Annotated in this window: 17 protein-coding genes and 1 pseudogene; 8 read left to right on the forward strand and 10 right to left on the reverse strand. The window is 63.4% G+C overall.

What is annotated here, in order from left to right; all coding sequences use genetic code 11:
- Positions 1-42: 42 nt before the first annotated feature.
- Positions 43-2763 (reverse strand): ATP-dependent Clp protease ATP-binding subunit, encoded by a 2721-nt coding sequence (locus tag CB0205_RS0101545; RefSeq protein ID WP_010313532.1) that lies wholly within the window; start codon positions 2761-2763, stop codon positions 43-45.
- The gene (gloA, locus tag CB0205_RS0101550) at positions 2753-3154 is read right to left on the reverse strand and encodes a lactoylglutathione lyase (protein ID WP_010313533.1); all 402 of its coding nucleotides are present in this window, start codon (positions 3152-3154) and stop codon (positions 2753-2755) included. Before gloA ends, CB0205_RS0101545 begins: the two co-directional genes overlap by 11 nt.
- A 124-nt stretch (positions 3155-3278) precedes the next feature.
- Here gloA and eno point away from each other — a divergent pair, with 124 nt between their 5' ends.
- Complete coding sequence (eno, locus tag CB0205_RS0101555; protein ID WP_010313534.1) at positions 3279-4571, forward strand: phosphopyruvate hydratase; 1293 nt, start codon at positions 3279-3281, stop codon at positions 4569-4571.
- Between the two features lie 81 nt (positions 4572-4652).
- Here eno and CB0205_RS0101560 read toward each other — a convergent pair whose 3' ends face one another.
- From CB0205_RS0101560 to argJ, 4 genes are read right to left on the reverse strand one after another with little or no spacing between them, the layout of a single operon-like run.
- Positions 4653-6320: an AarF/ABC1/UbiB kinase family protein gene (locus tag CB0205_RS0101560; RefSeq protein ID WP_010313535.1), complete on the reverse strand. Its 1668-nt coding sequence runs from the start codon at positions 6318-6320 to the stop codon at positions 4653-4655.
- The gene (locus tag CB0205_RS0101565) at positions 6320-6634 is read right to left on the reverse strand and encodes a hypothetical protein (protein WP_010313536.1); all 315 of its coding nucleotides are present in this window, start codon (positions 6632-6634) and stop codon (positions 6320-6322) included. The genes CB0205_RS0101560 and CB0205_RS0101565 overlap by 1 nt, the downstream gene beginning before the upstream one ends.
- Positions 6635-6676: 42 nt before the next feature.
- Entirely contained in the window at positions 6677-7234 is a 558-nt protein-coding gene (locus tag CB0205_RS16680) for a hypothetical protein (RefSeq protein ID WP_010313537.1), read from the reverse strand.
- A gap of 38 nt (positions 7235-7272) precedes the next feature.
- Positions 7273-8502 (reverse strand): bifunctional glutamate N-acetyltransferase/amino-acid acetyltransferase ArgJ, encoded by a 1230-nt coding sequence (gene argJ / locus CB0205_RS0101575; protein WP_010313538.1) that lies wholly within the window; start codon positions 8500-8502, stop codon positions 7273-7275.
- A 58-nt stretch (positions 8503-8560) separates the two neighbouring features.
- On the opposite strand from argJ, the gene coaE reads away from it, so the two are divergent.
- Positions 8561-9220 carry a dephospho-CoA kinase gene (gene coaE, locus CB0205_RS0101580; protein WP_010313539.1) on the forward strand — a complete coding sequence of 220 codons (660 nt, stop codon included), beginning with the start codon at positions 8561-8563 and terminating at the stop codon, positions 9218-9220.
- 469 nt (positions 9221-9689) lie between these two features.
- Positions 9690-10319, forward strand: a complete 630-nt coding sequence (locus CB0205_RS14105) for a hypothetical protein (RefSeq protein ID WP_010313540.1) — start codon at positions 9690-9692, stop codon at positions 10317-10319.
- 97 nt (positions 10320-10416) lie between these two features.
- On the opposite strand, the gene gatB is transcribed toward CB0205_RS14105, so the two are convergent.
- Positions 10417-11889, reverse strand: coding sequence for an Asp-tRNA(Asn)/Glu-tRNA(Gln) amidotransferase subunit GatB (gene gatB / locus CB0205_RS0101590; protein ID WP_010313542.1), 1473 nt, complete (start codon positions 11887-11889; stop codon positions 10417-10419).
- A gap of 93 nt (positions 11890-11982) precedes the next feature.
- Here gatB and CB0205_RS0101595 point away from each other — a divergent pair, with 93 nt between their 5' ends.
- Positions 11983-13113 carry an FAD-dependent oxidoreductase gene (locus tag CB0205_RS0101595; protein ID WP_010313543.1) on the forward strand — a complete coding sequence of 377 codons (1131 nt, stop codon included), beginning with the start codon at positions 11983-11985 and terminating at the stop codon, positions 13111-13113.
- On the opposite strand, the gene CB0205_RS16600 is transcribed toward CB0205_RS0101595, so the two are convergent.
- Both CB0205_RS16600 and CB0205_RS16605 read right to left on the reverse strand, forming a co-directional pair.
- Positions 13082-13822: a class I SAM-dependent methyltransferase family protein gene (locus CB0205_RS16600; protein ID WP_369791647.1), complete on the reverse strand. Its 741-nt coding sequence runs from the start codon at positions 13820-13822 to the stop codon at positions 13082-13084. The genes CB0205_RS0101595 and CB0205_RS16600 overlap by 32 nt on opposite strands.
- Before the next feature lie 387 nt (positions 13823-14209).
- Positions 14210-14440: pseudogene (locus CB0205_RS16605) on the reverse strand (cyclic nucleotide-binding domain-containing protein); the annotation flags it as partial.
- Between the two features lie 153 nt (positions 14441-14593).
- Here CB0205_RS16605 and CB0205_RS0101605 point away from each other — a divergent pair.
- A complete protein-coding gene (locus CB0205_RS0101605) occupies positions 14594-14929 on the forward strand; it encodes a DUF3307 domain-containing protein (RefSeq protein WP_043705200.1) in 336 nt (111 codons plus the stop codon).
- A 48-nt stretch (positions 14930-14977) separates the two neighbouring features.
- Here CB0205_RS0101605 and ndk read toward each other — a convergent pair whose 3' ends face one another.
- On the reverse strand, positions 14978-15436 hold the full coding sequence (gene ndk, locus CB0205_RS0101610; protein WP_010313546.1) for a nucleoside-diphosphate kinase: 459 nt from the start codon (positions 15434-15436) through the stop codon (positions 14978-14980).
- Between the two features lie 116 nt (positions 15437-15552).
- On the opposite strand from ndk, the gene speA reads away from it, so the two are divergent.
- Genes speA through CB0205_RS0101625 form a run of 3 tightly spaced genes read left to right on the forward strand, consistent with a single transcriptional unit; the run spans position 15553 to position 21193 of the window.
- Positions 15553-17487 (forward strand): biosynthetic arginine decarboxylase, encoded by a 1935-nt coding sequence (speA, locus tag CB0205_RS0101615; RefSeq protein WP_029626029.1) that lies wholly within the window; start codon positions 15553-15555, stop codon positions 17485-17487.
- Between the two features lie 10 nt (positions 17488-17497).
- Positions 17498-19408: a CHASE2 domain-containing protein gene (locus CB0205_RS0101620; RefSeq protein ID WP_010313548.1), complete on the forward strand. Its 1911-nt coding sequence runs from the start codon at positions 17498-17500 to the stop codon at positions 19406-19408.
- The gene (locus tag CB0205_RS0101625; protein WP_010313549.1) at positions 19409-21193 is read left to right on the forward strand and encodes a hypothetical protein; all 1785 of its coding nucleotides are present in this window, start codon (positions 19409-19411) and stop codon (positions 21191-21193) included.
- Position 21194: the final 1 nt, after the last annotated feature.

Here is a 21194-nt window from a genome sequence, read left to right on the forward strand (position 1 = left end):
GTTGAGCCCACGCGCCGACAAACAAACAGACTAACGGATGTCCTATTCAGGGCCTGAGATGGGTTTGAAGCAGAGGGCCTGCTCGCCTTCGCCCAGGCTGACCTGAACGGCCGCCGCACCCAGGAAGCGCTCCTCGAGCAACTCGGTGGCCAAGGGGTTCTCGATCTGGCGCCGCAGCAACCGGCGCAGGGGCCGCGCTCCGTATTCCGGCTCGTAGCCCTGCTCCGCCAGCCAGGCCACGACCGGCTCGTCCACCTGAAGCGCCAGTCCCTGCTCTTGGAGCAATTGCGCCAACTCGAGCACCTGCAGGCGCACGATCCGTTGCAGGTCGGCCGGTCCCAAGGGCTGGAAGCGGATCACCTCATCGATGCGGTTGAGGAATTCCGGCCGGAACTGGCTGGCCAGGGCTCGCTCCACCTGCTCCTCGAGCGCCGAGGCGTCGGCCTGGCCGCGGGCGGCATCCAAGATCGCTCGACTGGCCAGGTTGCTGGTCATCACCACCACGGTGTGGCGGAAGTCGACCGTGCGGCCCTGGGAATCAGTCAGACGTCCGTCATCAAGGACCTGCAGCAGGACGTTGAAGACATCGGGGTGGGCCTTCTCCACCTCATCGAGGAGCAACACGGCATAGGGACGCCGGCGGACGGCTTCGGTGAGCTGACCGCCCTCCTCGTAGCCGACATAACCCGGAGGAGCCCCGAGCAAGCGGGCCACGGCATTGCGCTCCATGAACTCGCTCATGTCCAGGCGCACCAAGGCCTCTTCCTCATCGAAGAGGGACGCCGCCAGGGCCTTGGCCAGTTCGGTCTTGCCCACACCGGTGGGACCGAGGAAGAGGAACGAGCCCACGGGACGGCGCGGATCCTTCATGCCCGCACGGGCGCGGCGAATCGCCGCGGCCACGGCACCGACGGGCTCCCCTTGTCCGATCACCCGCTGGGCCAGGCGCTGCTCAAGCTCCAGCAGCTTCTGGCGCTCACCCGCCAGCAGGCGCTGAACGGGAATCCCGGTCCAGCGGGCCACCACATCAGCGATGTCCCCCTCTTCCACCTGTTCCCGCAGCAGGGACTGCCCGCTCTGCTGACTGGCCTGGAGTTGCTCCTCCAACTCATGACGGCGCTGCTGAACGCCGTGGAGCTGGTCGTACTGGAGCCGGGCGGCCTCTTCGAGGTCACCATCGCGTTCGGCCTCGGCGATCTGCAGGCGCAGGGCCTCGTCATCGGCCAGGAGCTGGCGCAGCTCCGCCAGCTGCTCCCGCTCGGCGGACCAGCGCTCCTGCAGGCCCTGCAGGGTCTCGCTGACCTGCCGGCGCTGCTGCTGCAGCGCCACCCGTTCGGCCTCTGGGGCGCTCTCCGCCGAAAGCAGGGCCAACTCAACGCGGCGTAGATCGCTCTCGGCCTCCTCCACCAGACGCGGCTTGGAGGTGACCTCCATCCGCAGCTGGGCAGCGGCCTCATCGATCAGGTCGATGGCTGAATCCGGCAGGCAGCGATCGGAGATGTAGCGATCGGCAAGCCGAGCCGAGGCCACGACAGCGCCATCGGTGATGGCCACCCCGTGGTGCAACTCGTAGCGCTCCTTCAGGCCCCGCAGGATCAGGGTGCTCTCCTCAAGGCTGGGCTCCTTGATCAGGACCTGCTGGAAGCGCCGGTTCAGGGCGGGATCCTTCTCAACGGTGCGGCTGTACTCCTCCGGGGTGGTAGCACCGATGCAACGCAAGTCGCCCCGGGCCAAGGCCGGCTTGAGGATGCTGCCGGCGTCGCTGTTGGAGCGCTCCGGGCCCACCACGTTGTGGAGCTCGTCGATGAACAGGATCACGCCGCCCGCCTCAGCGCCTTCGGCGTCCCGCACCTCCTTGAGCACGCTGCGCAGGCGCTCCTCGAATTGGCCGCGGAACTTGGCGCCAGCGATCAGGGCGCCCAGGTCCAGGGAGACCAGCCGCTGGCCCTTAAGGGCATCCGGCACTTCGCCGGCGACGATCCGCTGGGCCAGCAGCTCAGCGATGGCGGTCTTGCCCACGCCCGGCTCGCCGATCAAGACCGGGTTGTTCTTGCCGCGGCGCGACAGCACCTGCATCAGACGCCGGATTTCTGTGTCGCGACCAATGACTGGATCCAAGTCACCCGCCCGGGCGGCGGCGGTGAGATCCCGTCCGAACTGCTCGAGGGCCGTGGGCTCCTGCTCAAGCTTCAGGCCGTTCTCATCAGTGGGGGCGGGCTCGACGACTGTCCTACTGGGCGCTGGACGCGCCGGAGCAGGCGGCTCAACGACCGCTTGCGGCGGGGGGCTGCTGGCTGCGGGCGCAGGCCTGGGAACGGAGCGACGCAGGTCCTCCTGGGTCAACCCCTGCTGTTGCAGGAGGGCGCCGGCAATGCGGCGGTCATCCAACAGGGCCGCCAACAGATGGGGGACATCGATGAAGCGAGAGCCCCACTGGCCCCGCTGGCGATCGGCCTCCTCCAGAAGCAGTTCCAGGTCCTCGCCGACGAACAGGTCCCTGGCACTGCTGGTGGGCTGATCCGCGCAGAAGTCATCCAGCTGATCCAGCAGACGCGAGGCATCGAGGGGCAGGGGATCCACCCAGGCGGCGTAGCGCTCGTCATTCAGCAGCACCTGCAGCAGGTGCTCCACGTTCATCTCGCCGTGGCGCCAGCGGCTGGCCTGCTCCTGGCTGGCCAGCAGGAGGTCCCAGCCGGCATCGCTGAAACGATCAGGAACCGTGGTGAGGCTGGCGGGGCCAGCGGCGTAGGAATCAGGCCGCATGGGCGCGAGAGCTCATCTCAATCAGTTCAACCTTGTAGCCGTCGGGGTCCTCGACGAAGGCAATGACGGTGGTGCCGTTCTTCATCGGGCCCGGTTCGCGCACCACCTTTCCCCCCTTGGCGCGGATCTGGTCGCAGACGCCAACGATGTCGTCCACACCCAGGGCGATGTGGCCATAGCCGCTACCGATGTCGTAGCTGCTGGTGTCCCAGTTGTGGGTGAGCTCCAGCACGGTGTGGTCGCTCTCGTCTCCGTAGCCCACAAAAGCCAGGGTGAAACGCCCCCCGGGATAGTCCTTCCGGCGCAACAGCCGCATCCCAAGAATGTCGGTGTAGAACGCGATCGAGCGCTCCAGGTCGCCGACCCGCAGCATGGTGTGGAGAAGGCGCATCCGGACTGTTCTTGACGGCCGCATTCTGACCAAAGTCAGCGGATTGGTGCCAACGGTCACCAAGGCCCCCGGCAGGGCGACCCATAAGATCCCTGCAAGGATTCATGTTGTGCGTTAGGCCGCTGTGATCGACACCCTCGACCTCGTCATCGACACCATCGTGGCCCGGGAGGTTCTCGATTCCCGTGGCACACCGACCGTGGAAGCCGAGGTGATGCTGGAGGGCGGAGCCAGTGGCCGCGCCATCGTTCCCAGCGGCGCCAGCACCGGTGCCCACGAAGCCTGTGAACTGCGGGACGGCGGCAGCCGCTACTGCGGCAAGGGTGTGCTGCAGGCCGTCAGCAACGTTGAAGAAAAAATCGCTCCGGCCCTCTGCGGCCTGAGTGCCCTGGACCAGGGCACCGTTGATGCCGCGATGCTCGAGCTCGACGGCAGCGACAACAAGAGCGCCCTGGGCGCCAACGCAATCCTGGCGGTGAGCCTGGCCAGCGCCCGCGCCGCCGCCAATGGCGTTGGCCTGCCCCTCTACCGCTATCTGGGCGGCCCGATGGCCAACCTGCTGCCGGTGCCGTTGATGAACGTGATCAACGGTGGCGCCCACGCCGCCAACAGCCTGGACTTCCAGGAATTCATGCTGGTGCCCCACGGCGCACCCACCTTCCGGGAGGCTCTGCGGATGGGCACCGAGGTATTCCACACCCTCAAGGGTCTACTGAAGGACAAGGGCCTGAGCACTGCCGTCGGCGACGAGGGCGGCTTTGCCCCTGACCTGGGCAACATCGAAGCCGGCGACATGCTGGTTCAGGCGATCGAAAAGGCTGGCTACCGCCCTGGCGATCAGATCTCCCTGGCCCTGGACGTGGCCAGCACCGAATTCTTCAAGGACGGCCGCTACGCCTTCGATGGGGGCAGCTACACCAGCGCCGAGATGGTCGACCAGCTGGCCGCTCTGGTGAACCGCTTCCCCATCACCTCGATCGAGGACGGCGTTGCCGAAGACGACTGGGAGGGCTGGGCCCTGCTGACCGAGAAGCTCGGCAAGACCGTCCAACTCGTCGGCGATGACCTGTTCGTGACCAACAGTGCCCGCCTGCAGCGCGGCATCGACCTGGGCGTGGCCAACTCGATCCTGATCAAAGTCAACCAGATCGGCACCCTGACCGAGACCCTGCAGGCGATCGATCTGGCGGGCCGTGCCGGCTACACCAGCGTGATCTCCCACCGCTCCGGCGAGACCGAGGACACCACCATCGCCGACCTGGCCGTGGCCACCCGCGCCGGCCAGATCAAGACCGGCTCCCTCAGCCGCAGTGAGCGCGTGGCCAAGTACAACCAGCTGCTGCGCATCGAAGACGAACTGGGCAGCCAGGCCGTCTACGCCGGCGCAGAAGACCGCGGCCCCCGCGGCAAGGCCTGAGGCCAAGCGGAGACAGGCTCCAACCGAACCAAGATCCCGGGACCTGGATCAGCCAGCCCGGGATTTTTTTATGGGCGGCGCTTAGGAATTGCCGAGCTTGTCGATGCGGGCGTCGCGCTTCAGGCGGGCCTGCAGCTTTAACCAGCTGAGACCCACCGGAACCCCGGCCACAACCGGAATGATCGTCAGCAGCGGCCGGGCGCTGGAGGCGAGCAGGGCCGCAGCGACGGCAAAGGCACCCAGCAGGACCGACTGGCCAGCGCTCTGCTGGCTCAGGGCCAACCGACGCAGCAGACGGTCGGTCTCGCCGGCACGGATCTGAACCTGAAGATCGCCCTGTTCAATGCGGCTGAGGCTGTCCTCCAGGCGTTGGGGCAGACCGAGGGCACGGCTGCCCACCTCCACCGCCTGGCGACCCAACTGGTTGAAGAGATCGTTGGGGCCGTTGCCGCTGGCGGTCATGAGGGGAAGCAGATAGGGGCGGGCGATGGCGACGAGGCTAAAGCTGGGATCCAGGCTGCGGCCGACCCCCTCAAAGGTGGAGAGGGCCCGCATGACAAAGATCAGCTCCGGGGGCAGACGGAAGGGCTGCCCATAGACCAACTCGTAGAGGTCGCCGGAGAGTTTGTCGAGGATGTTGGCGGAGAAGGGAGGGGTCAGGGCCTCCGCGAGCATCACCCGCACAAGGCGACGGACCGGACCGGGATCGATGTCAGGGGCAATCACCCCAGCGGCTTGCAGCTCACGGACCAAGCCCGAGGCATCGCGGGCCGCCGCCGCCGTGACCATCCGCCCCAGGCGACTGCGCAGGCGCTGAGACAAGGTCCCGACCATGCCGAAGTCGTAGTAGATGAGGGCCCCATCACGGGCCACAGCCAAGTTGCCAGGGTGGGGATCGGCGTGGAAGAAGCCGAAACGCACCAGCTGTTGCAGGTAGCTAGCCGCACCTTTCTCCGCGACCGCCGAAGGGTCGATGCCGGCCTCGATCAGGGCCTGGCGGTCGTTGATCTTGATCCCGGGGACGTAGTCGAGGCAGAGCACCCGCCGGGTGGTGAGTTCCCAGACCACCGCTGGGATGCGAATGCCCGGATCATCGAGAAATTGCTGCCGGAAGCGGGCGGCGTGCTCGGCCTCCAGGCGGAAGTCGAGCTCACGCAGAAGCACACGACGACATTCCTGAGCGATGGAGACCCAATCGCGTCCGACACCCCACTGGGGATGGCGCTGCAGCACCGCCGCGACCTGTTGCATGACCTCGAGGTCGAGGCGGAACAGACGCTCCAGCCCGGGGCGTTGGATCTTGAAAACCACCTGCCGGCCACTGCGAAGGCTGGCGCGATGGACCTGGGCCAGGCTGGCGGCCCCGAGGGGTTGTTCCTCGATATCAATAATCTCGGCACAGCGCTCCCCCAGCTCCTGCTCCAGCAGCAACTGAGCCGTGTCGAAGGAGAAGGCCGGGACGCTGTCCTGCAACCGGGAGAGTTCTTCAACCCAGCTGGCCGGCAGCACATCCGGCCTGGCCGACAGGAGCTGACCGAGCTTGATGAAGGCTGAGCCCAGCTCCAGCAACTGGGCCGTGAGCCAACGGGCACGACACTTCTGGCGACGCTCCTGCCCCTCCTTACTGACGCCCCCTGGATAGCTCCAGGACTGGGCATCCCACCAGAGGAAGGCCAACAACTGCAGAACGGCACCCCAGATCCGTAGGGAGCGAAGGGCGCTCGCCAGGGCCGGGCCAAGACGACGCATCAAGCGGGCTCCTCGAGGCGGCGAGCAAGCCGCGTGACCTGGGCGCGCAGCTGATCAATCTGCGTCTGGGGATCTGCCGCTGGTGAAGACGAAGCCATCGAGGACTCCGCTGCCGGCACCTCCTGATCTCCGTGCTCCAGCCGCTGGGCTTCGAGCTCCACCTCTTCTTTAAACAGGTCCCATTCCTGACGCAATCGCTCGGGGGCGTCCTGGGCCAGGACCGCCAGACCAGCTGCGGCGTCGGCCAAACCACTTCCCAGGCGGGCGCTCAGACGATTGAGGGCCGCCTGCACCAGGGTCTGAGGCTCACTCATGGCCGGCCGCTTGAGAGTCACCCAAATCGTGGCAGATCAGATCTACTGAAGGGGGGGCAAATCCAAGAGGGGAACCGATTGCTGCGGAGCCGGTGCTGCAAGCTGCGGACGCGGTGCAGGCGACTGGACCTGAGGTTTCGGCTTCGGCGTGGGCTTGGGTTTAGGCACCTCAACGACAGGCTTGGGCTCGAGCGCAGCGGGCTCTTCAGTTGGAGTCACTGGTTTGGGGGCAGCAGCTGGCGCGGCTGTCGCTGCAGCTTCACGCTCGGCTTTGGCCTCGGCCTCAGCCTTAGCCTTCGCGGCGGCATCGGCCTGCTCCTGGGCCTTGCGCCAGAGCTCGAGCTGCTGAGGGTCGAGATCGGAGCGCAGTTCAGACGGCTGCTCGCCGTAGCGCTGACGCATCTCCTTGAGTGTCACTCCAGGGGTCTGCTTCTGCTCAAAGCGGGGACTGAGGCGAATGACATCGCCGAGGTTGATCGCGGCCAGTCGCTGCGTGATGCCGTAGGCCAAGGCAAAGCTCACCCCAGCGACCAAGGGGCCCATCCAGATCCTGGGGAGACCATTGGGAGCCTGCTTCTGGGGTGCTCCGGCCTTGGCCATCTCAGCAGGGACGTTGGTGGCTGATGGTAGGCCTGCTCTTAGGTCGTGTAATCGGCGTTGATGCGCACGTACTGATCCGAGAGGTCGCAGCCCCAGGCGCGCCCACTTCCAGGGCCAGTACCGACCGAAAGGCGAATCGCAACGGTGTCATCCGAGAGGTAGGCACCGGCAGCCCGATCGCGCATGTAGGCCGAGGCGGCCGGCCGATCAAAGGCCATGGGTTGGCCAGCTGCCATCAGCTGATGCTCCCCGAGCCAGAGCGCGACGGCAGCAGGATCGAAGGGGACTCCCGCACGACCCGCCGCAGCGACAATCCGGCCCCAGTTGGGGTCACGGCCATGGACAGCCGTCTTGACCAAGGAGGAACCGCAGACCGTGCGGGCGATGGCCAGCGCATCGGCCTCCGTGGCCGCCCCGTCCACCTGGACCTCCAGCAGGCAGGTGGCTCCTTCACCATCGCGGGCGATGGCTTTGGCCAGGTGTTGAGAGACCGCGGTGACCCCCTCCTCCAGGGCCGCGTACTGGGCTGGATCTAAAGGAGCGCCAGCGGCAAAAGCCAGGTAGGTGTCGTTCGTACTGGTGTCGCCATCAACCGTGATGGCGTTGAAGGAGCGCTGCACCGCGCGGGAGACCATCCCCTGCCAGACCTCAGCGGGGACGCCGGCATCACAGCTGAGATAGCCAAGCATCGTGGCCATGTTCGGGTGAATCATTCCCGACCCCTTGGCCATCCCACCGATGCGAACGGTCTGGCCACCGAGGTCCGCCTCCAGAGCGATCTGCTTATCAATCAGGTCGGTGGTGAGGATCGCGGTGGCCGCCGCTGCGCCACCGTCTGAACTGAGGGCGTCCGTCAACGGGTCAATGGCCTGCAGCAGGGTCTCCATGGGGATCGGGACACCAATGACCCCGGTGGAGCAGATCAGGACCTCTTCCGCCAAAAGCCCCAGGCGATCAGCCACGGCCTGGGTGGCACGGATGCTGTCAACCAGGCCGCGGTCGCCGGTGCAGGCATTGGCCTGACCGGAATTCGTGAGCACCGCTCGGGCGATACCACCTCTGGAGGCCAGGCGATCGGCGCAGAGATCCACGCAGGCCGCTCGCACCAAGGAGGTCGTGAAGGTGCCGGCACAGACCGCGCCCTCGGGTGCCAGCACAAGTGAGAGGTCCGGCTTCCCCGAGGCCTTCAGGCCCGCCGTGATCCCCGACGCCTGAAAGCCCGCAGGTGCGGTCACACCTCCATCAATCAACCGCCAGGCGTAGGTCACAGCTGGTGAGCCGCATCAACTCCTGCAATTCTGAGTGCAGGCAGATCAGTGACTCCCCATGGGTCAGGGGCCCCGCTGGCAAGGGCAACAACGGCGCATTGGCCTGACTGGCGGCATCGCCACGGGCAAAAGCACGGTGGGGCGCCTGCTCGAAGCAGAAGGGCTACCTGTTCTTGATGCCGACCAGTACGCCCGTGAGGCCCTGGCACCTGGCAGCCCCGGTGCTGCAGCAGTGCTGGAACGCTTCGGCGACGCGGTTCGGAACAGTGGCACAGGCCCCGAGTGCCCAACGATCGATCGAGGAGCCCTTGGCTCGATTGTCTTCAGCAATCCGACTGACAAGCGCTGGCTAGAGCAACTCGTTCACCCGCTGGTCCGCCAGCGCTTTGAGCTGGCGCTCGCTGAACTCGCAGCTGAATCAGCAGTGGTGTTGATGATTCCCCTGCTCTTTGAAGCGGGACTTCAAGAGCTCTGCAGCGAGATCTGGCTGGTGGACTGCGACGAGAAGCAGCAACTGGAACGCCTGATGCAACGCGATGCACTCAGCCAGGAAGCGGCCCAACAACGGATCGCGAGCCAATGGTCACTGGAGGTCAAACGCAAGTGCGCCGACGTCATCATCGACAACCGACAGCACAGCCACCGACTAGGCGCAGCGGTAGAAAAGACACTAAAACGCAACAAAATAACAACACTTACTGATCCAAAGATTTCATAAAGCGAAGAAACCCCTCCGAAATGTGTATTTAATGTGACAGGGTCAAAGCCTCAAGACAATGCAGTCCCGTCGCATTAAACATTTTTCCCTTGGAGTCGCTTGCATTACGGCAACCGCAGGGCTCTTGAGTTTAGGGACTAGCGCCCAAGCAGAGACCTACTCAAGCAATTGGGGCGTCGTAAAGATAAATCGAATCAACGGCAACAATTGGGGAGGAACTTATCTCGACGGCAAAGCCCTTCTGTATGGGAGCAAATCGAGCTCAGGTCAATTTTCAGGCCACTGGATTCGAAAGGATGGCAGCAGTCGCCGGTGCAACTATCCAATCTCAGGTTCTTATTACTGGGGTCGAGCCACCCTTCAGTTCAGCGGAAGCGGCTTTAGAGGTCAATACGGAAACTGCGACGACGAACCGCGGGGCAACTGGAGCGGCGAAATCGTCACGCAACAGCCTCCACAGCCACAACAAGTGCGCCTTGATGGCTGGTGGAAGGGCAACAACAGCGGCTACTACTCCATCCAGACCAGTGGCACAACCTTCCAGATGAAGGGCTTCAACAACGATGGCTCCGTCCTCAACCTCTACGACGGAACCATCAAGGGCAACACCATCACAGGGCGCTGGAAAAACTACTGCGACAACAGATCAGCCAACGCCACTCTCCGTTACTCCGATGGGCGGCTACAGCGCATCGCCGGAAGCACCAAAAACACCACTTGGTCTAGGTCCGCCAGGCCCTCCAATATCCAGTCCCAACCCAACTGCACCAGACAAACTCAACCGCAACCCCAACCCGTGCGCCTTGATGGCTGGTGGAAGGGCAACAACAGCGGCTACTACTCCATCCAGACCAGTGGCACAACCTTCCAGATGAAGGGCTTCAACAACGATGGCTCCGTCCTCAACCTCTACGACGGAACCATCAAGGGCAACACCATCACAGGACGCTGGAAAAACTACTGCGACAACAGATCAGCCAACGCCACTCTCCGTTACTCCGATGGGCGGCTACAGCGCATCGCCGGAAGCACCAAAAACACCACTTGGTCTAGGTCCGCCAGGCCCTCCAATATCCAGTCCCAACCCAACTGCAACTAAGCAACCTGCAAAGGACGAAATCCCCTCCTGAGGAGGGGATTTTTATTACCCGATTCAGCTCAGATCAAGAATAACGAGATTAACTGGAGGGTCTTCTTCAGCCCTTGAGCTTCTGGCTCAGAATCTGGTTGACGAGTTTCGGATCAGCCTTACCGCCGGTCTTCTTCATCAGCTGACCAACAAAGAAGCCCTGGAGCTTGTTCTTTCCTCCGCGGAACGCTTCCACTTCCTCAGGGTGAGCAGCCAGAAGCTCTTCAACGATCGCGGTGATTGCGGCAGGGTCGCTGATCATGCCCAGACCCCGCTCATCGACGATCTTGGCCGGTGAGCCCCCCTTCTCCAGCAACTCGGGAAGGATTTCCTTGGCAATCTTGCCGCTGATCTTGCCGCCGTCGATCAGCTTCACCATCTCCGCCACCTGCTCCGGGCGGAAGGCCAGTTCGGAGTAGCTCAAGCGGTTGGCATTGACGTAGGCGGCAATGTCACCGGTGATCCAGTTCGCCACACCCTTGGGGTCCGCTCCGCTGGCCACAGCGGCCTCAAAAAATTCCGCCATCGGACGCTCATCCGTCAGCACACGGGCGTCGTACTGGGACAGGCCGAGGTCTTCGGCGTAGCGATGCCGCTTGGCAGCCGGCAGCTCGGGCAGCTCTGAGCGCCAGCCCTCGCGCAGTTCTGCACTGACCTCGATCGGGCCAAGATCAGGATCGGGGAAATAGCGGTAATCACTGGCGCCCTCCTTGCTGCGCATGCTCTTGGTGAGCTGCTTGCCCTCGTCCCATAGGCGAGTCTCCTGAACAATCGGTTCACCCGTTTCGTAGGCCTTGATCTGACGCTGAATCTCGTACTCACAGGCCTTCTGAATGGCCGAGAAGGAGTTCATGTTCTTGATCTCCACCTTCGTGCCGAAAGGCGCATCTGGCCCGCGGCGCACGGAGATGTTGACGTCACAGCGCAGAGAGCCCTCCTGCATGTTTCCGTCGCTGACGCCCAGGTAGCGCATGATCCGGCGGATCTCGGAGGCGTACTCCGCCGCCTCCCGGCCTGTGCGCAGATCGGGCTTGCTCACGATCTCAGCGAGGGCCACACCAGCGCGGTTGTAATCCACCAACGAGTGGGTTGAACCGGCGAGACGATCGCTACCAGCGTGAACCAATTTGCCGGCGTCCTCCTCCATGTGGAGACGCTCAATCCCGATCTTCTTGAGGTAGGTGTCTTTGCCTTTCTCAGCCACCTCAACTTCAATCCAACCGTCCTCGGCGATCGGTTCGTCGTATTGAGAGATCTGGTAGTTCTTGGGCAGGTCCGGATAGAAATATTGCTTGCGATCGAATTTGCTGTGCTCAGCAATATTCAGATTGAGAGCCATGGAGGCCTTCACGGCGTACTCCAGCACCTTCTGATTCAGGACCGGAAGGGTTCCCGGCAGGCCGCACACCACCGGATCGATATGGGTATTGGGATCGTCGCCAAAGGTGGTGGAGGCGCCGGTGAAGATCTTGCTGTTGGTCCCCAGTTGCACATGGGTCTCCAAGCCGATCACTGCTTCCCAGGCGGCCTCAGCTGCCATGTCCCAACTCCGTCAATCGCCTGATCCTATGGAAGGGCCGATGGTCAGCCCAACGCATCACCTGAAACACTGGCAGTTCGGGTTGGATCGGCAATGACAGCCGCCCAGGGCAACGGAGTTCTGATCCTCGGTGGCGGCCTCATGGGTCTCGCCCTGGCCCATCAGCTCGCCCGGGCAGGTCGCTCCGTTGAAGTGCTCAGCCGCCAGCGCAGCGAAGCCGCTGGTTTTGTAGCCGCCGGAATGCTCGCGCCCCATGCCGAAGGGCTCAGCGGTGATCTGCTGCGCCTCGGCCAAGACAGCCTGCGGCGGATCCCCGGCTGGGTGGAGCAGATCGAAGCCGACAGCGGCCTCTCCTGCGGTCTGCGGGACTGCGGAATCGTGGTGCCCTTCGCCTCAGAAGCGGAGCGCGACATCTATCCCACCGCTCCCTGGGGCCAAGCACTGGATCGTGCAGCCCTCGAACGCGAAATCCCCGGCATCGGACCCGGCTGGCGGGCCGGACTGCTGTTCCAGCAGGACGGACAAATCGATAACCGCCGGCAACTCATGCGCGCGCTGGAGCGCTCCTGTGTCGACCTGGGTGTCCGCTTCCAGGAGGGCGTTGAAGTCCTGGAACTGCTCCAGCGGGACCAGACACTTCGGGGGATCCGCGTCCGCAACGCCGAAGGCGACCTCCAGACCATCGATGCCCGTGAGGCCGTTCTCTGCTGCGGCGCCTGGAGTGCCGACCTGCTGCCGGAGCTGCCGATCTATCCGGTCAAAGGGCAAATGCTTTCGCTGCAGGGCCCCAAAGACGCCCTGCCCCGGGTGATCTTTGGCCCTGGCACCTATTTGGTGCCCAGGGAAGACGGCCTGCTGGTGGTCGGAGCCACCAGCGAACGAGACGCTGGATTCACCACCGGGCTGACGCCCTTTGGCCAGAGGCAACTGCAGGCGGGCATTGCGGCACTCCTCCCGGAGGCCAAACACTGGCCGCCGATGGAGCGCTGGTGGGGCTTCCGGCCCTGCACCCCGGATGAAGGCCCCCTGCTGGGGGCCAGCTCCATCTCAGGCCTCTGGCTGGCGGCGGGGCACCACCGCAATGGGGTGCTGCTGGCGGCCATCACTGCGCAGCTGCTCAAGTCCTGCGTCATGTCAGAACCGCTCACAACCAATGAGCAGGAGCTGTTGGAGGCGTTCAGCTACCACCGTTTCACGCGCGCGTTGAAATCGCAAACAGATTGACTCCTGCGGGCTCTAAGCGCATCTCGGTCGCGCCTGGGGCAAAGCCTGCCGCTTGAGCGAGGCGCTCCATGTCCGCTTGGTCGCGGTGAATCAGGCGCCAATCCAACAGCTGATCCATCAGGCCGCGCGTGCTGTTGTCTGGGTGAAAGTTCCCCAAGATGGAACGTCCGCCACTGACCAGGCTTTGATGAATCCAGGCCTGCAGTCGGGTCACGATTCGATCATCGAAATAATCAATCAGGCCAATCGAATACATCAAGTGCTGGGGCTTGAGCTCCAGGCGTTGCCGTCCGATGCAGAGATGCAAGAGATTGCGCCGCTCCAGTCGGATGGGCAAAGGCAAATGCTGCTCAATCTGCTCACGGTCCAGCCGCGCACGGACGTGATCCAAGGCCTGCTGATCCACATCAACCAAGGTCAACTCCAACTGGCTCGCCAACTGCGGATCTTGGAGAAGATCAAAGATCTCGGCCGCCGGACCGCAGGCCAAGCTCGTCACCCGCAGAGGCCTCTCCGCGCATAGATCTAAGGAGCGCTGCAATTCTTCCCGCAGCAACCCCCGCCGATTTCTCACCGCCTGGGCAGCCGGCTCGTCCAAAAAGCAGCGATCGAGTTCCACACCCAATTCACCAGCACCTCCTGGTTCATCGGCATACATCCAGTCAATCGTCAAAAAATCACCCGCATAGCCGCGCGGCTTGCGATACATCCGCTCAGCAGACCGAGTCAGCAGCAAATAGGGAAGCAACTCTGTGCGCAGGATCTGGAGCGAGGCACAATCCAAAGCCGGCTCAGCTCCCGAGAGGGCGGGGAAAACCTCATGGACGACAAGCACAACACCACGGAAGGATTCTTTGAGAGCGACCAATAAATCTGGGTTGCGCTGTGTACGCCTCAGATCCGCCTCAAAGGCAGCCGCAGCATCTTTGAATTGACGGATGGCTTGACCCACCCTGGCGTTCAAATGCTTGGGCTCAGCGAAGGGCGGCGATTGGAGCAGACCCTGGTGGTGTGTTTGCTGGATCAATCGCTGGGCATTAATGGACGCCAAGGCCCGATAAATGCGCAGAGCCAAGGATGGATTGCTGCGCGTGACCTCCTCAAGAGACGCCTTCGGCAGCTCCAAGCAATCAACGGACTCCAAGGCGACGATGCGCGCCCTCGTCACGCCCCCCAGCAACAACGAGACGTCACCAATGACGGAGCCAGGCCCCAGGCAGGGCCGCTGAGATTCGGGCAGGCCCTGCCAACTAACCCGGCAGACCCCGGAGGACACCAGGAGCAGTCGATCGAGGGATGCTCCTTCAGCGACAAGTTCCTCCCCCGCGGCAAAGGTTCTGGCCTAAACCCCTTCAAAAACACCAGCCACCCCGTCATCAATGGCCTGCAACAACTGCAGCGATTCCGCTTGCATCAGCGACAGTTGGGGAACTCCCCGTCAACCTATGCACGCTGTTCGGTCTTGGCAGATCCGTCGCTGATGCCTCTTCAAGACGGTCTTGAACTCCTGGCCCTCCTGTCCATGGGCCATTTCCTGGGGGACTTTGGACTGCAGAGCGACCGCATGGCCGCCGAGAAGTGCCGCGGCCAGGACAACACCCTCCCTTGGCAGTGGTGGCTCACCGGCCATGCCGCCATCCATGGCCTGATCGTGGGGCTCCTGAGCGGCGTTCCGGCCCTTGGGCTAGCCGAGTGGGGCGCCCACACCTTGATCGACTACGGCAAGTGCCAGCACCGCTATCGCATCGGTGTGGATCAAAGCCTCCACCTGCTCTGCAAGTTGCTTTGGGTCCTACTGCTGAGTCTTTGGGCATAAAAAAGCCCCCCGCACTCGCGGGAGGCAAGGTTGAAATCGCTGGAGGGATCAGCCCTCGACGCGCCAGCCCTGATCGGAGGGGGTCCAGTCGCTGAGCTCAGAGGCCTGGAACCAGAGACCGATCTCGAACTGAGCGGTTTCGGGGGCGTCGGAGCCGTGGATCACGTTGCGGCCGATGTTTACGGCCAGGTCGCCGCGGATGGTGCCGGGCTCAGCCTCGAGAGGCTTGGTGGCGCCGATCAGCTTGCGGGCGCTGGCGATCACGCCGTCGCCTTCCCAGACCATCGCCACCACGGGGCCGGAGGTGATGAAGTCCACCAGGCCGGCGAAGAAAGGACGCTCGCGGTGCACGCCGTAGTGGCTCTCAGCCAGTTCACGGCTGGGGGTGAGCTGCTTGAGGCCCACCATCTTGAAGCCCTTGCGCTCGAAGCGGCCGAGGATCTCACCCACCAAACCGCGCTGAACACCATCGGGCTTGATGGCAATAAAGGTGCGCTCGGCAGCCATGACAAAAAAACATCTGATCCGGCCCATCGTCCGTGGCCGCCCTGCCGCTTGGCAAGCACAGCTGGCACCCCGGGCGTGAGTCCTTAGATTTCTGCCATTGCCCCGCCGCCGGCTTGATGGTCTCCGCTGAAAACACCAGCTGGAGCGCAGCTGACAGCGCAGCCCTCTACGGCATCGACCGCTGGGGTGATCCCTATTTCTCGGTCAATGCCCGCGGCCACATCAGCGTGCAACCCAAGGGGGAGCGGGGCGGCAGCCTTGATCTTCTGGATCTCGTCCAGGGACTTGAAGGCCGCAGCCTGGGGCTTCCCCTGCTGATCCGCTTCGACGACATCCTCGAAGACCGGCTTGAGCGACTGCACGGGGCCTTTGAGCGCGCCATCGCGCAATACGGCTACGCCGGCCGCTACCAGGGGGTCTTCCCCGTGAAGTGCAACCAGCAGCGCCATGTCGTCGAAGAGCTGGTGTCCTGCGGCAAGCGCTGGCACTTCGGTCTCGAGGCCGGCAGCAAAGCGGAACTGCTGATCGCCCTGTCTTTGGTGGATGACCCCGAGGCGTTGCTGATCTGCAACGGCTACAAGGACCAGCGCTACATCGAGACGGCGATCCTGGCCCGCCGGCTTGGTCGCCAACCCGTTGTGGTGATCGAACAGGCCGACGAGGTCGAGCGCATCATCCAGGCCAGCCAGGAGCTGGGTGCTGCCCCGTTCATTGGAATCCGCGCCAAGCTCTCCAGCCGCAGCACCGGCCGCTGGGGAAGCTCCGTTGGCGCCAAGGCGAAATTTGGCTTGGCCATCCCCGAGCTGCTGGCCACGGTCGAGGCCCTGAAGAAGGCCAACCTGCTGAACGACCTGAAGCTGCTCCACTTCCATGTGGGCAGTCAGATCAACGACATCGCCGTTCTCAAGGATGCCCTGCAGGAAGCCGGACAGATCTATGTCGAGCTGACCAAGCTTGGCGCCCCCATGGGTTTCCTCGATGTGGGGGGCGGCCTGGGGGTGGATTACGACGGCAGCCGCACGGCCACCTCAGCCTCAACGAACTACTCGCTGCAGAACTACGCCAACGACGTCGTCGCCACGGTTCGTGAATGCTGCGACCCCCATGGAGTCCCGGTTCCCACTCTTGTCAGCGAGAGCGGGCGGGCCATTGCCAGCCACTTCTCGGTGCTGGTGTTCAACGTGCTGGGCCAAAGCACCGTGCCCAGCGGCTGTCCTGAGGCCGAAGGCGAAGAAGCCCTGACAGTCCGCAACCTGCGCCAGACCCTTGCTGAGATCGAAGCTGTCGATGGCCAGGGCGATCGGGATCTCTCCAAGCTGCAGGAAACCTGGAACGACGCCCTCAAATTCAAAGACGATGCGCTCAACGCCTTCCGCCTGGGCTACCTCAGCCTTCCGGAACGCTCCGTAGCCGAGCAGCTCACCTGGGCCTGCGCCCAGGCGATTGCACAAAAACTCCCCAGCAACGCAGCAATCCCTGAGGAGCTGAGCAACCTCAAGGCCGAGCTGGCCGCCACCTTCTACGCCAACTTGTCGGTCTTTCGCTCCGCCCCCGACAGCTGGGCCATCGAGCAACTCTTCCCACTTCTGCCGATTCACCGGCTGAACGAACAACCGGAGCAGCTGGGGCACTTCGCCGACCTCACCTGCGACTCCGACGGCAAACTGGCGCGCTTCATCGCCCAGGGACAAAGCAAGCCCCTGCTGGAGTTGCATGCGCTGAGACCCGATGAGCCCTACCTCATCGGCATGTTCCTCGGCGGGGCCTATCAAGAGGTCATGGGCAATCTCCACAACCTCTTTGGCGCGACTAATGCTGTCCACATCCGCCTCTCACCAGGAGGCGGCTACCAGGTCGACCACGTCGTGCGCGGGGATACCAATGCCGAGGTGCTCGAGGCGATGGAACACGATCCAGAAGTGCTGCTAGAGCGACTGCGGGTGACCAGCGAGTCAGCCATCCAAAAAGGAACCCTCAAAATCCAGGAGGCCCGCCGTTTGATGGATCACCTGGAAACGAGCCTGAGGCAAACGACCTACCTGCAGAGCTAAGGACGGGTTGATGACACGCCTGGCTGCGACATCCATTGGAGGTTGGCTACGGCGCAAGAGCCTGATCCTGGGACTGGGAGTCCTTAGTGCGGCGGCACCTTGGTTGTGGCCGGAACCGCTCGAGCAAGCGGAGTATCAGCTCACCGAGATCAGTCAGGAGCTCAGAGGCCCCCGGCCGGCCCCGCCTGAACTGGCAATCGTCGCGATTGACGACTTCAGCCTGCAACAAACCGCCAATGCCGACCTGGCCGAGCAAGCGGAACTGCAACGCCTGCAGAGCTGGCCGTGGCCCCGGGCCATCTATGCACTGGTTCTGGACCGGCTCTTTGAGAGCGGCGCCAAAGCGGTGGGCTTCGACCTGCTCTTCGATACCCCCAGTGGGTACGGACCTGCTGACGACCAGGCCTTCGCACAAGGACTCAGGAAACATCGCGGCAAGGTCGTCCTCGGAGCGCAGGTGTTGGAAAGCCGCGGCTCAGTGGCTGGATTGAGCCTGGCCAGCCCGGTTCAAGCGCTCGCGCAAGTACCCCAGGGACTGCTGAATGGGTTCCTGAACCCCGATGGCTCGATTCGTCTTCGCCCAGATCACTACGCCGAGCAACTGCGCCAGACGCTGGGCCCCCAGGTGCCACCAAGCCTGGGCTCGGCCCTGCTGCAACAGAGCAGCCAGCCAACCATTGAGACGACGACCAGGACCGGTTGGAGGCCGCTGTTGGACCCCTACGGACCACCGCGCACGATCGAGACCATCCCGATTTGGGAACTGCTGGAGCCCCGTAGCTATCAACACCTGAACGCCTCGGGGCGCTTGCGCAATCGCTTGGTGCTCGTTGGCCCCACGGCAGCGATCTTCCAGGACCTGCATCACACCCCCTTTGCCGGAACGGAAGGCATGCCCGGGGTGGAAATTCATGCCACCGAATTAGGCAACCGCCTTGAGCAACGAGTGCTCTGGCTCCAGCCCCGCTCGATCGCCTGGTCGCTGTTCACAGGAGCGAGCGTGATTGGGGTCGGTCTACTGAGTCAGCGCTGGACTCGGCCCCTGAGGCGCCTGGGGATCACAGGTGCGATCGCTGCAGCCCTTGTGGTTAGCGGCATCCTGTTGATCAGCCAGGGGGGAATCGCCCTGCGCGTCATCAGCTTGTCCCTTGGAACCCTCGCTGTCGGTGTGGTGAGCAGCGCGGAGGCCACCGTCAATCTGCAACTCAATCGCCGCAGGCTCAAACGCAGCCTGAGCCGCTATCTCTCACCTGCGGTGGCCAGCGAGATCGCCAATCAACCGGAAGAAGCTGATGGCTTGCTGGGGGGGAAGCTGACCGAGGTCGTTGTCCTGATGACCGACATCCGGGGGTTCACGGCCTACACCCAAGCCATGTCCAGCAGCGGCAGGGTGGTCGAGCTGGTGGAGCGGCTGAACGTCTACTTCAGCGAAGTCGTTGAGGCGCTGCACGGGCAAGGCGCCACGGTGGACAAGTTCATCGGCGACGCCACCCTGGCGGTGTTTGGAGCCCCCATCCACCGCGGCAACCAAGTGGAGGCCTCAGCCGCCATCGAAGCCGCACTGGAGATCGAAGCTCGCCTACGCAGCCTCAACCAGACCTGGGAGAAACAGGGCGAGACCAGCTGGCAGCAGGTGATCGTGCTCAGCTTTGGCACTGTGATTAGCGGCAACATCGGCTCCAGCCGCCGCATGGACTACACCGTGATCGGAGATGCGGTGAACACCGCCAGCCGCCTGGAAGCCGTGGCCAAACAGTGCCAGCGGACGATCGTGATGAGTCAGGGGGTCGCCGACTTAGTGCGTGACCAGTGGCCCCTTGAGGACTTGGGCCGCTTCGAGATCCGAGGCCAGACCGCGCAACACGTGTACGCGTTGGCAAGCGTCACCAACCCTGTGCCCAAGGCAGCTGATCGAAGTTGAATGCGTCCACCACAGGGTGCGGTGATGGGTCTCAGCAGACGCCTGATTCAAGGTCTGGCTGTGGCTCCACTGCTCATGGGCAGTGCCCTCGCCGCACCCTTTGACAGCGCCACGGTCCGCCGGATCATCGACGGACGCGAGGTCTACATCGACAAACAACAGGCCAATGTCAACCAGACGGCCGATCGCGGACAACAAATCAGCACCGGCTCCAGCCGGACTGAACTCCTCTTTGACAAGCGAGCCATCGGCTTTCTGGGCCAGAACAGCCTGATCACCCTTGGCCAGGAGTGCTTCCGCCTGAACAGTGGACGCGTGCTGGTCAATGGCCCTCAGGCCAGCTGCCTCGGCAGCAAGGTCTTGGGCGTTCGCGGCACGACCTATGTGCTCAGCAGCACCGAGGACGGCGGCTACGACCTGGCCGTGCTGACCGGGACCGCGACTGTTGGCGAAGCCGCAGCGATCGAGACCGCGATGGCGGCAGGAGAGGAGATCAACATCCTCTCCACCTACCCGAGCCTGAGCCCCGTGGTCGGTTTGGGATCTAGTGCCTGGGGCAGCAATTCAGGCGGAACCACCCTGGGCCAAGCGGCTGGTCTGGTCCTGGGCGACCTGAGCTTCTTCACGCCGATCATCCAAGAGAACAGCAGTTCCTTGCTGTACAGCTACAGCACGGGATCCAGCAACTTCGATGGCTTCTGGGGTGCCAGCAGCGAAGTGGGCTACACCTGGTACGACCCCAATAACCAAAGCTCCAACACGCTCCTGGTGGGCTACGACGGCTGGCAGATCCCGGGCTGCTTCCACTCCCAGATCGCCGTCGGCGGTCAAATCGAGCGCAACCGCTGGCAGTTCAGTGCCAATGGCGGCATCCCCTCAGACAACTGCGAAGACAGCCTGGGCTTTGCGATCGCACGGGTGGGCATTCCCGTTGTGAACCTCGGGGAGCGCTCCATCCATCTCTCCTTGGCGCCCTATGTGATGCATGGCTTAGGGAACCAATACGGAGGCGGACGAATCGGATTAAACGTACCCGTCGGCAATGCCCTGGAGATGAATGTCTATGGGCAATACGACGAGCTGCTGGACACGGTGGTCGGCGGCCAGATCACCTACCGATTTGCCACGGCCGGTCGGTTTGTTCGCGATCCCAACCTGCCCTCCCCAAGGCAGAAGTCGCCTCTGCCCTGGCAGAACCAGAGCTTCAACAACGGTCAGCCGATTCAGGTCGCCATTGGACGCCAACAGCGGGTGTACAGCGACGTGGGCGCGCAGTTGCTGAGCCAAGCCGGTGAAACCGTGATCGAGGCCGGAGAGGAAGCCAGCTTCAACAGCAATGGCGACCTGATCCGCAAGGGCGCCATCAGTCGTGAACGCTTCTCGGAGCTGGTGGTTAGCAACCTGGAGGGGCAGAACCTCCTCCCCGAGAGCCACGCCATCGCCGAGAGCTACAAGCGTCTCTACGGCTCCACCAGCCCGAGCCTGCAGGCCATTACCGGTGTGGACTGGATGATTGCGGCCCAAACCCCCTTCCCAAGACTGCGGGCAGACAACAACCTCGTGATTCCTGAGGACAAGCTGCCCAAGCCACCCGTGGTTGAACAACCCGTTGCAGACGAAGAAGAAGAAGTGACTACGTATACCTACGTATGCCGCAACACTGCTGGCTACTACCCGAACTACGGATTGAGTGACGCAACGCGTTTCACAATCACCGACAGAGGTTCCGCAAGCTGCTCAGGGAAAACCGTGAGTGGCTCCTCTACGACGCCTGAATTCATCTAGC

This window comes from Synechococcus sp. CB0205 (assembly GCF_000179255.1).
GTDB lineage: Bacteria > Cyanobacteriota > Cyanobacteriia > PCC-6307 > Cyanobiaceae > Vulcanococcus.

Bases quoted from the DNA above. Each gene is read 5' to 3' on its own strand.
- CB0205_RS0101545 (WP_010313532.1), bottom strand. From the start codon at position 2,763: ATGCGGCCTGATTCCTACGCCGCTGGCCCCGCCAGCCTCACCACGGTT.
- gloA (WP_010313533.1), bottom strand. From the start codon at position 3,154: ATGCGCCTTCTCCACACCATGCTGCGGGTCGGCGACCTGGAGCGCTCG.
- CB0205_RS0101560 (WP_010313535.1), bottom strand. From the start codon at position 6,320: ATGCGTCGTCTTGGCCCGGCCCTGGCGAGCGCCCTTCGCTCCCTACGG.
- CB0205_RS0101565 (WP_010313536.1), bottom strand. From the start codon at position 6,634: ATGAGTGAGCCTCAGACCCTGGTGCAGGCGGCCCTCAATCGTCTGAGC.
- CB0205_RS16680 (WP_010313537.1), bottom strand. From the start codon at position 7,234: ATGGCCAAGGCCGGAGCACCCCAGAAGCAGGCTCCCAATGGTCTCCCC.
- coaE (WP_010313539.1), top strand. From the start codon at position 8,561: ATGGGTCAGGGGCCCCGCTGGCAAGGGCAACAACGGCGCATTGGCCTG.
- gatB (WP_010313542.1), bottom strand. From the start codon at position 11,889: ATGGCAGCTGAGGCCGCCTGGGAAGCAGTGATCGGCTTGGAGACCCAT.
- CB0205_RS0101595 (WP_010313543.1), top strand. From the start codon at position 11,983: ATGACAGCCGCCCAGGGCAACGGAGTTCTGATCCTCGGTGGCGGCCTC.
- CB0205_RS16600 (WP_369791647.1), bottom strand. From the start codon at position 13,822: ATGTATCGCAAGCCGCGCGGCTATGCGGGTGATTTTTTGACGATTGAC.
- CB0205_RS0101605 (WP_043705200.1), top strand. From the start codon at position 14,594: ATGCCTCTTCAAGACGGTCTTGAACTCCTGGCCCTCCTGTCCATGGGC.
- ndk (WP_010313546.1), bottom strand. From the start codon at position 15,436: ATGGCTGCCGAGCGCACCTTTATTGCCATCAAGCCCGATGGTGTTCAG.
- speA (WP_029626029.1), top strand. From the start codon at position 15,553: ATGGTCTCCGCTGAAAACACCAGCTGGAGCGCAGCTGACAGCGCAGCC.
- CB0205_RS0101620 (WP_010313548.1), top strand. From the start codon at position 17,498: ATGACACGCCTGGCTGCGACATCCATTGGAGGTTGGCTACGGCGCAAG.
- CB0205_RS0101625 (WP_010313549.1), top strand. From the start codon at position 19,409: ATGCGTCCACCACAGGGTGCGGTGATGGGTCTCAGCAGACGCCTGATT.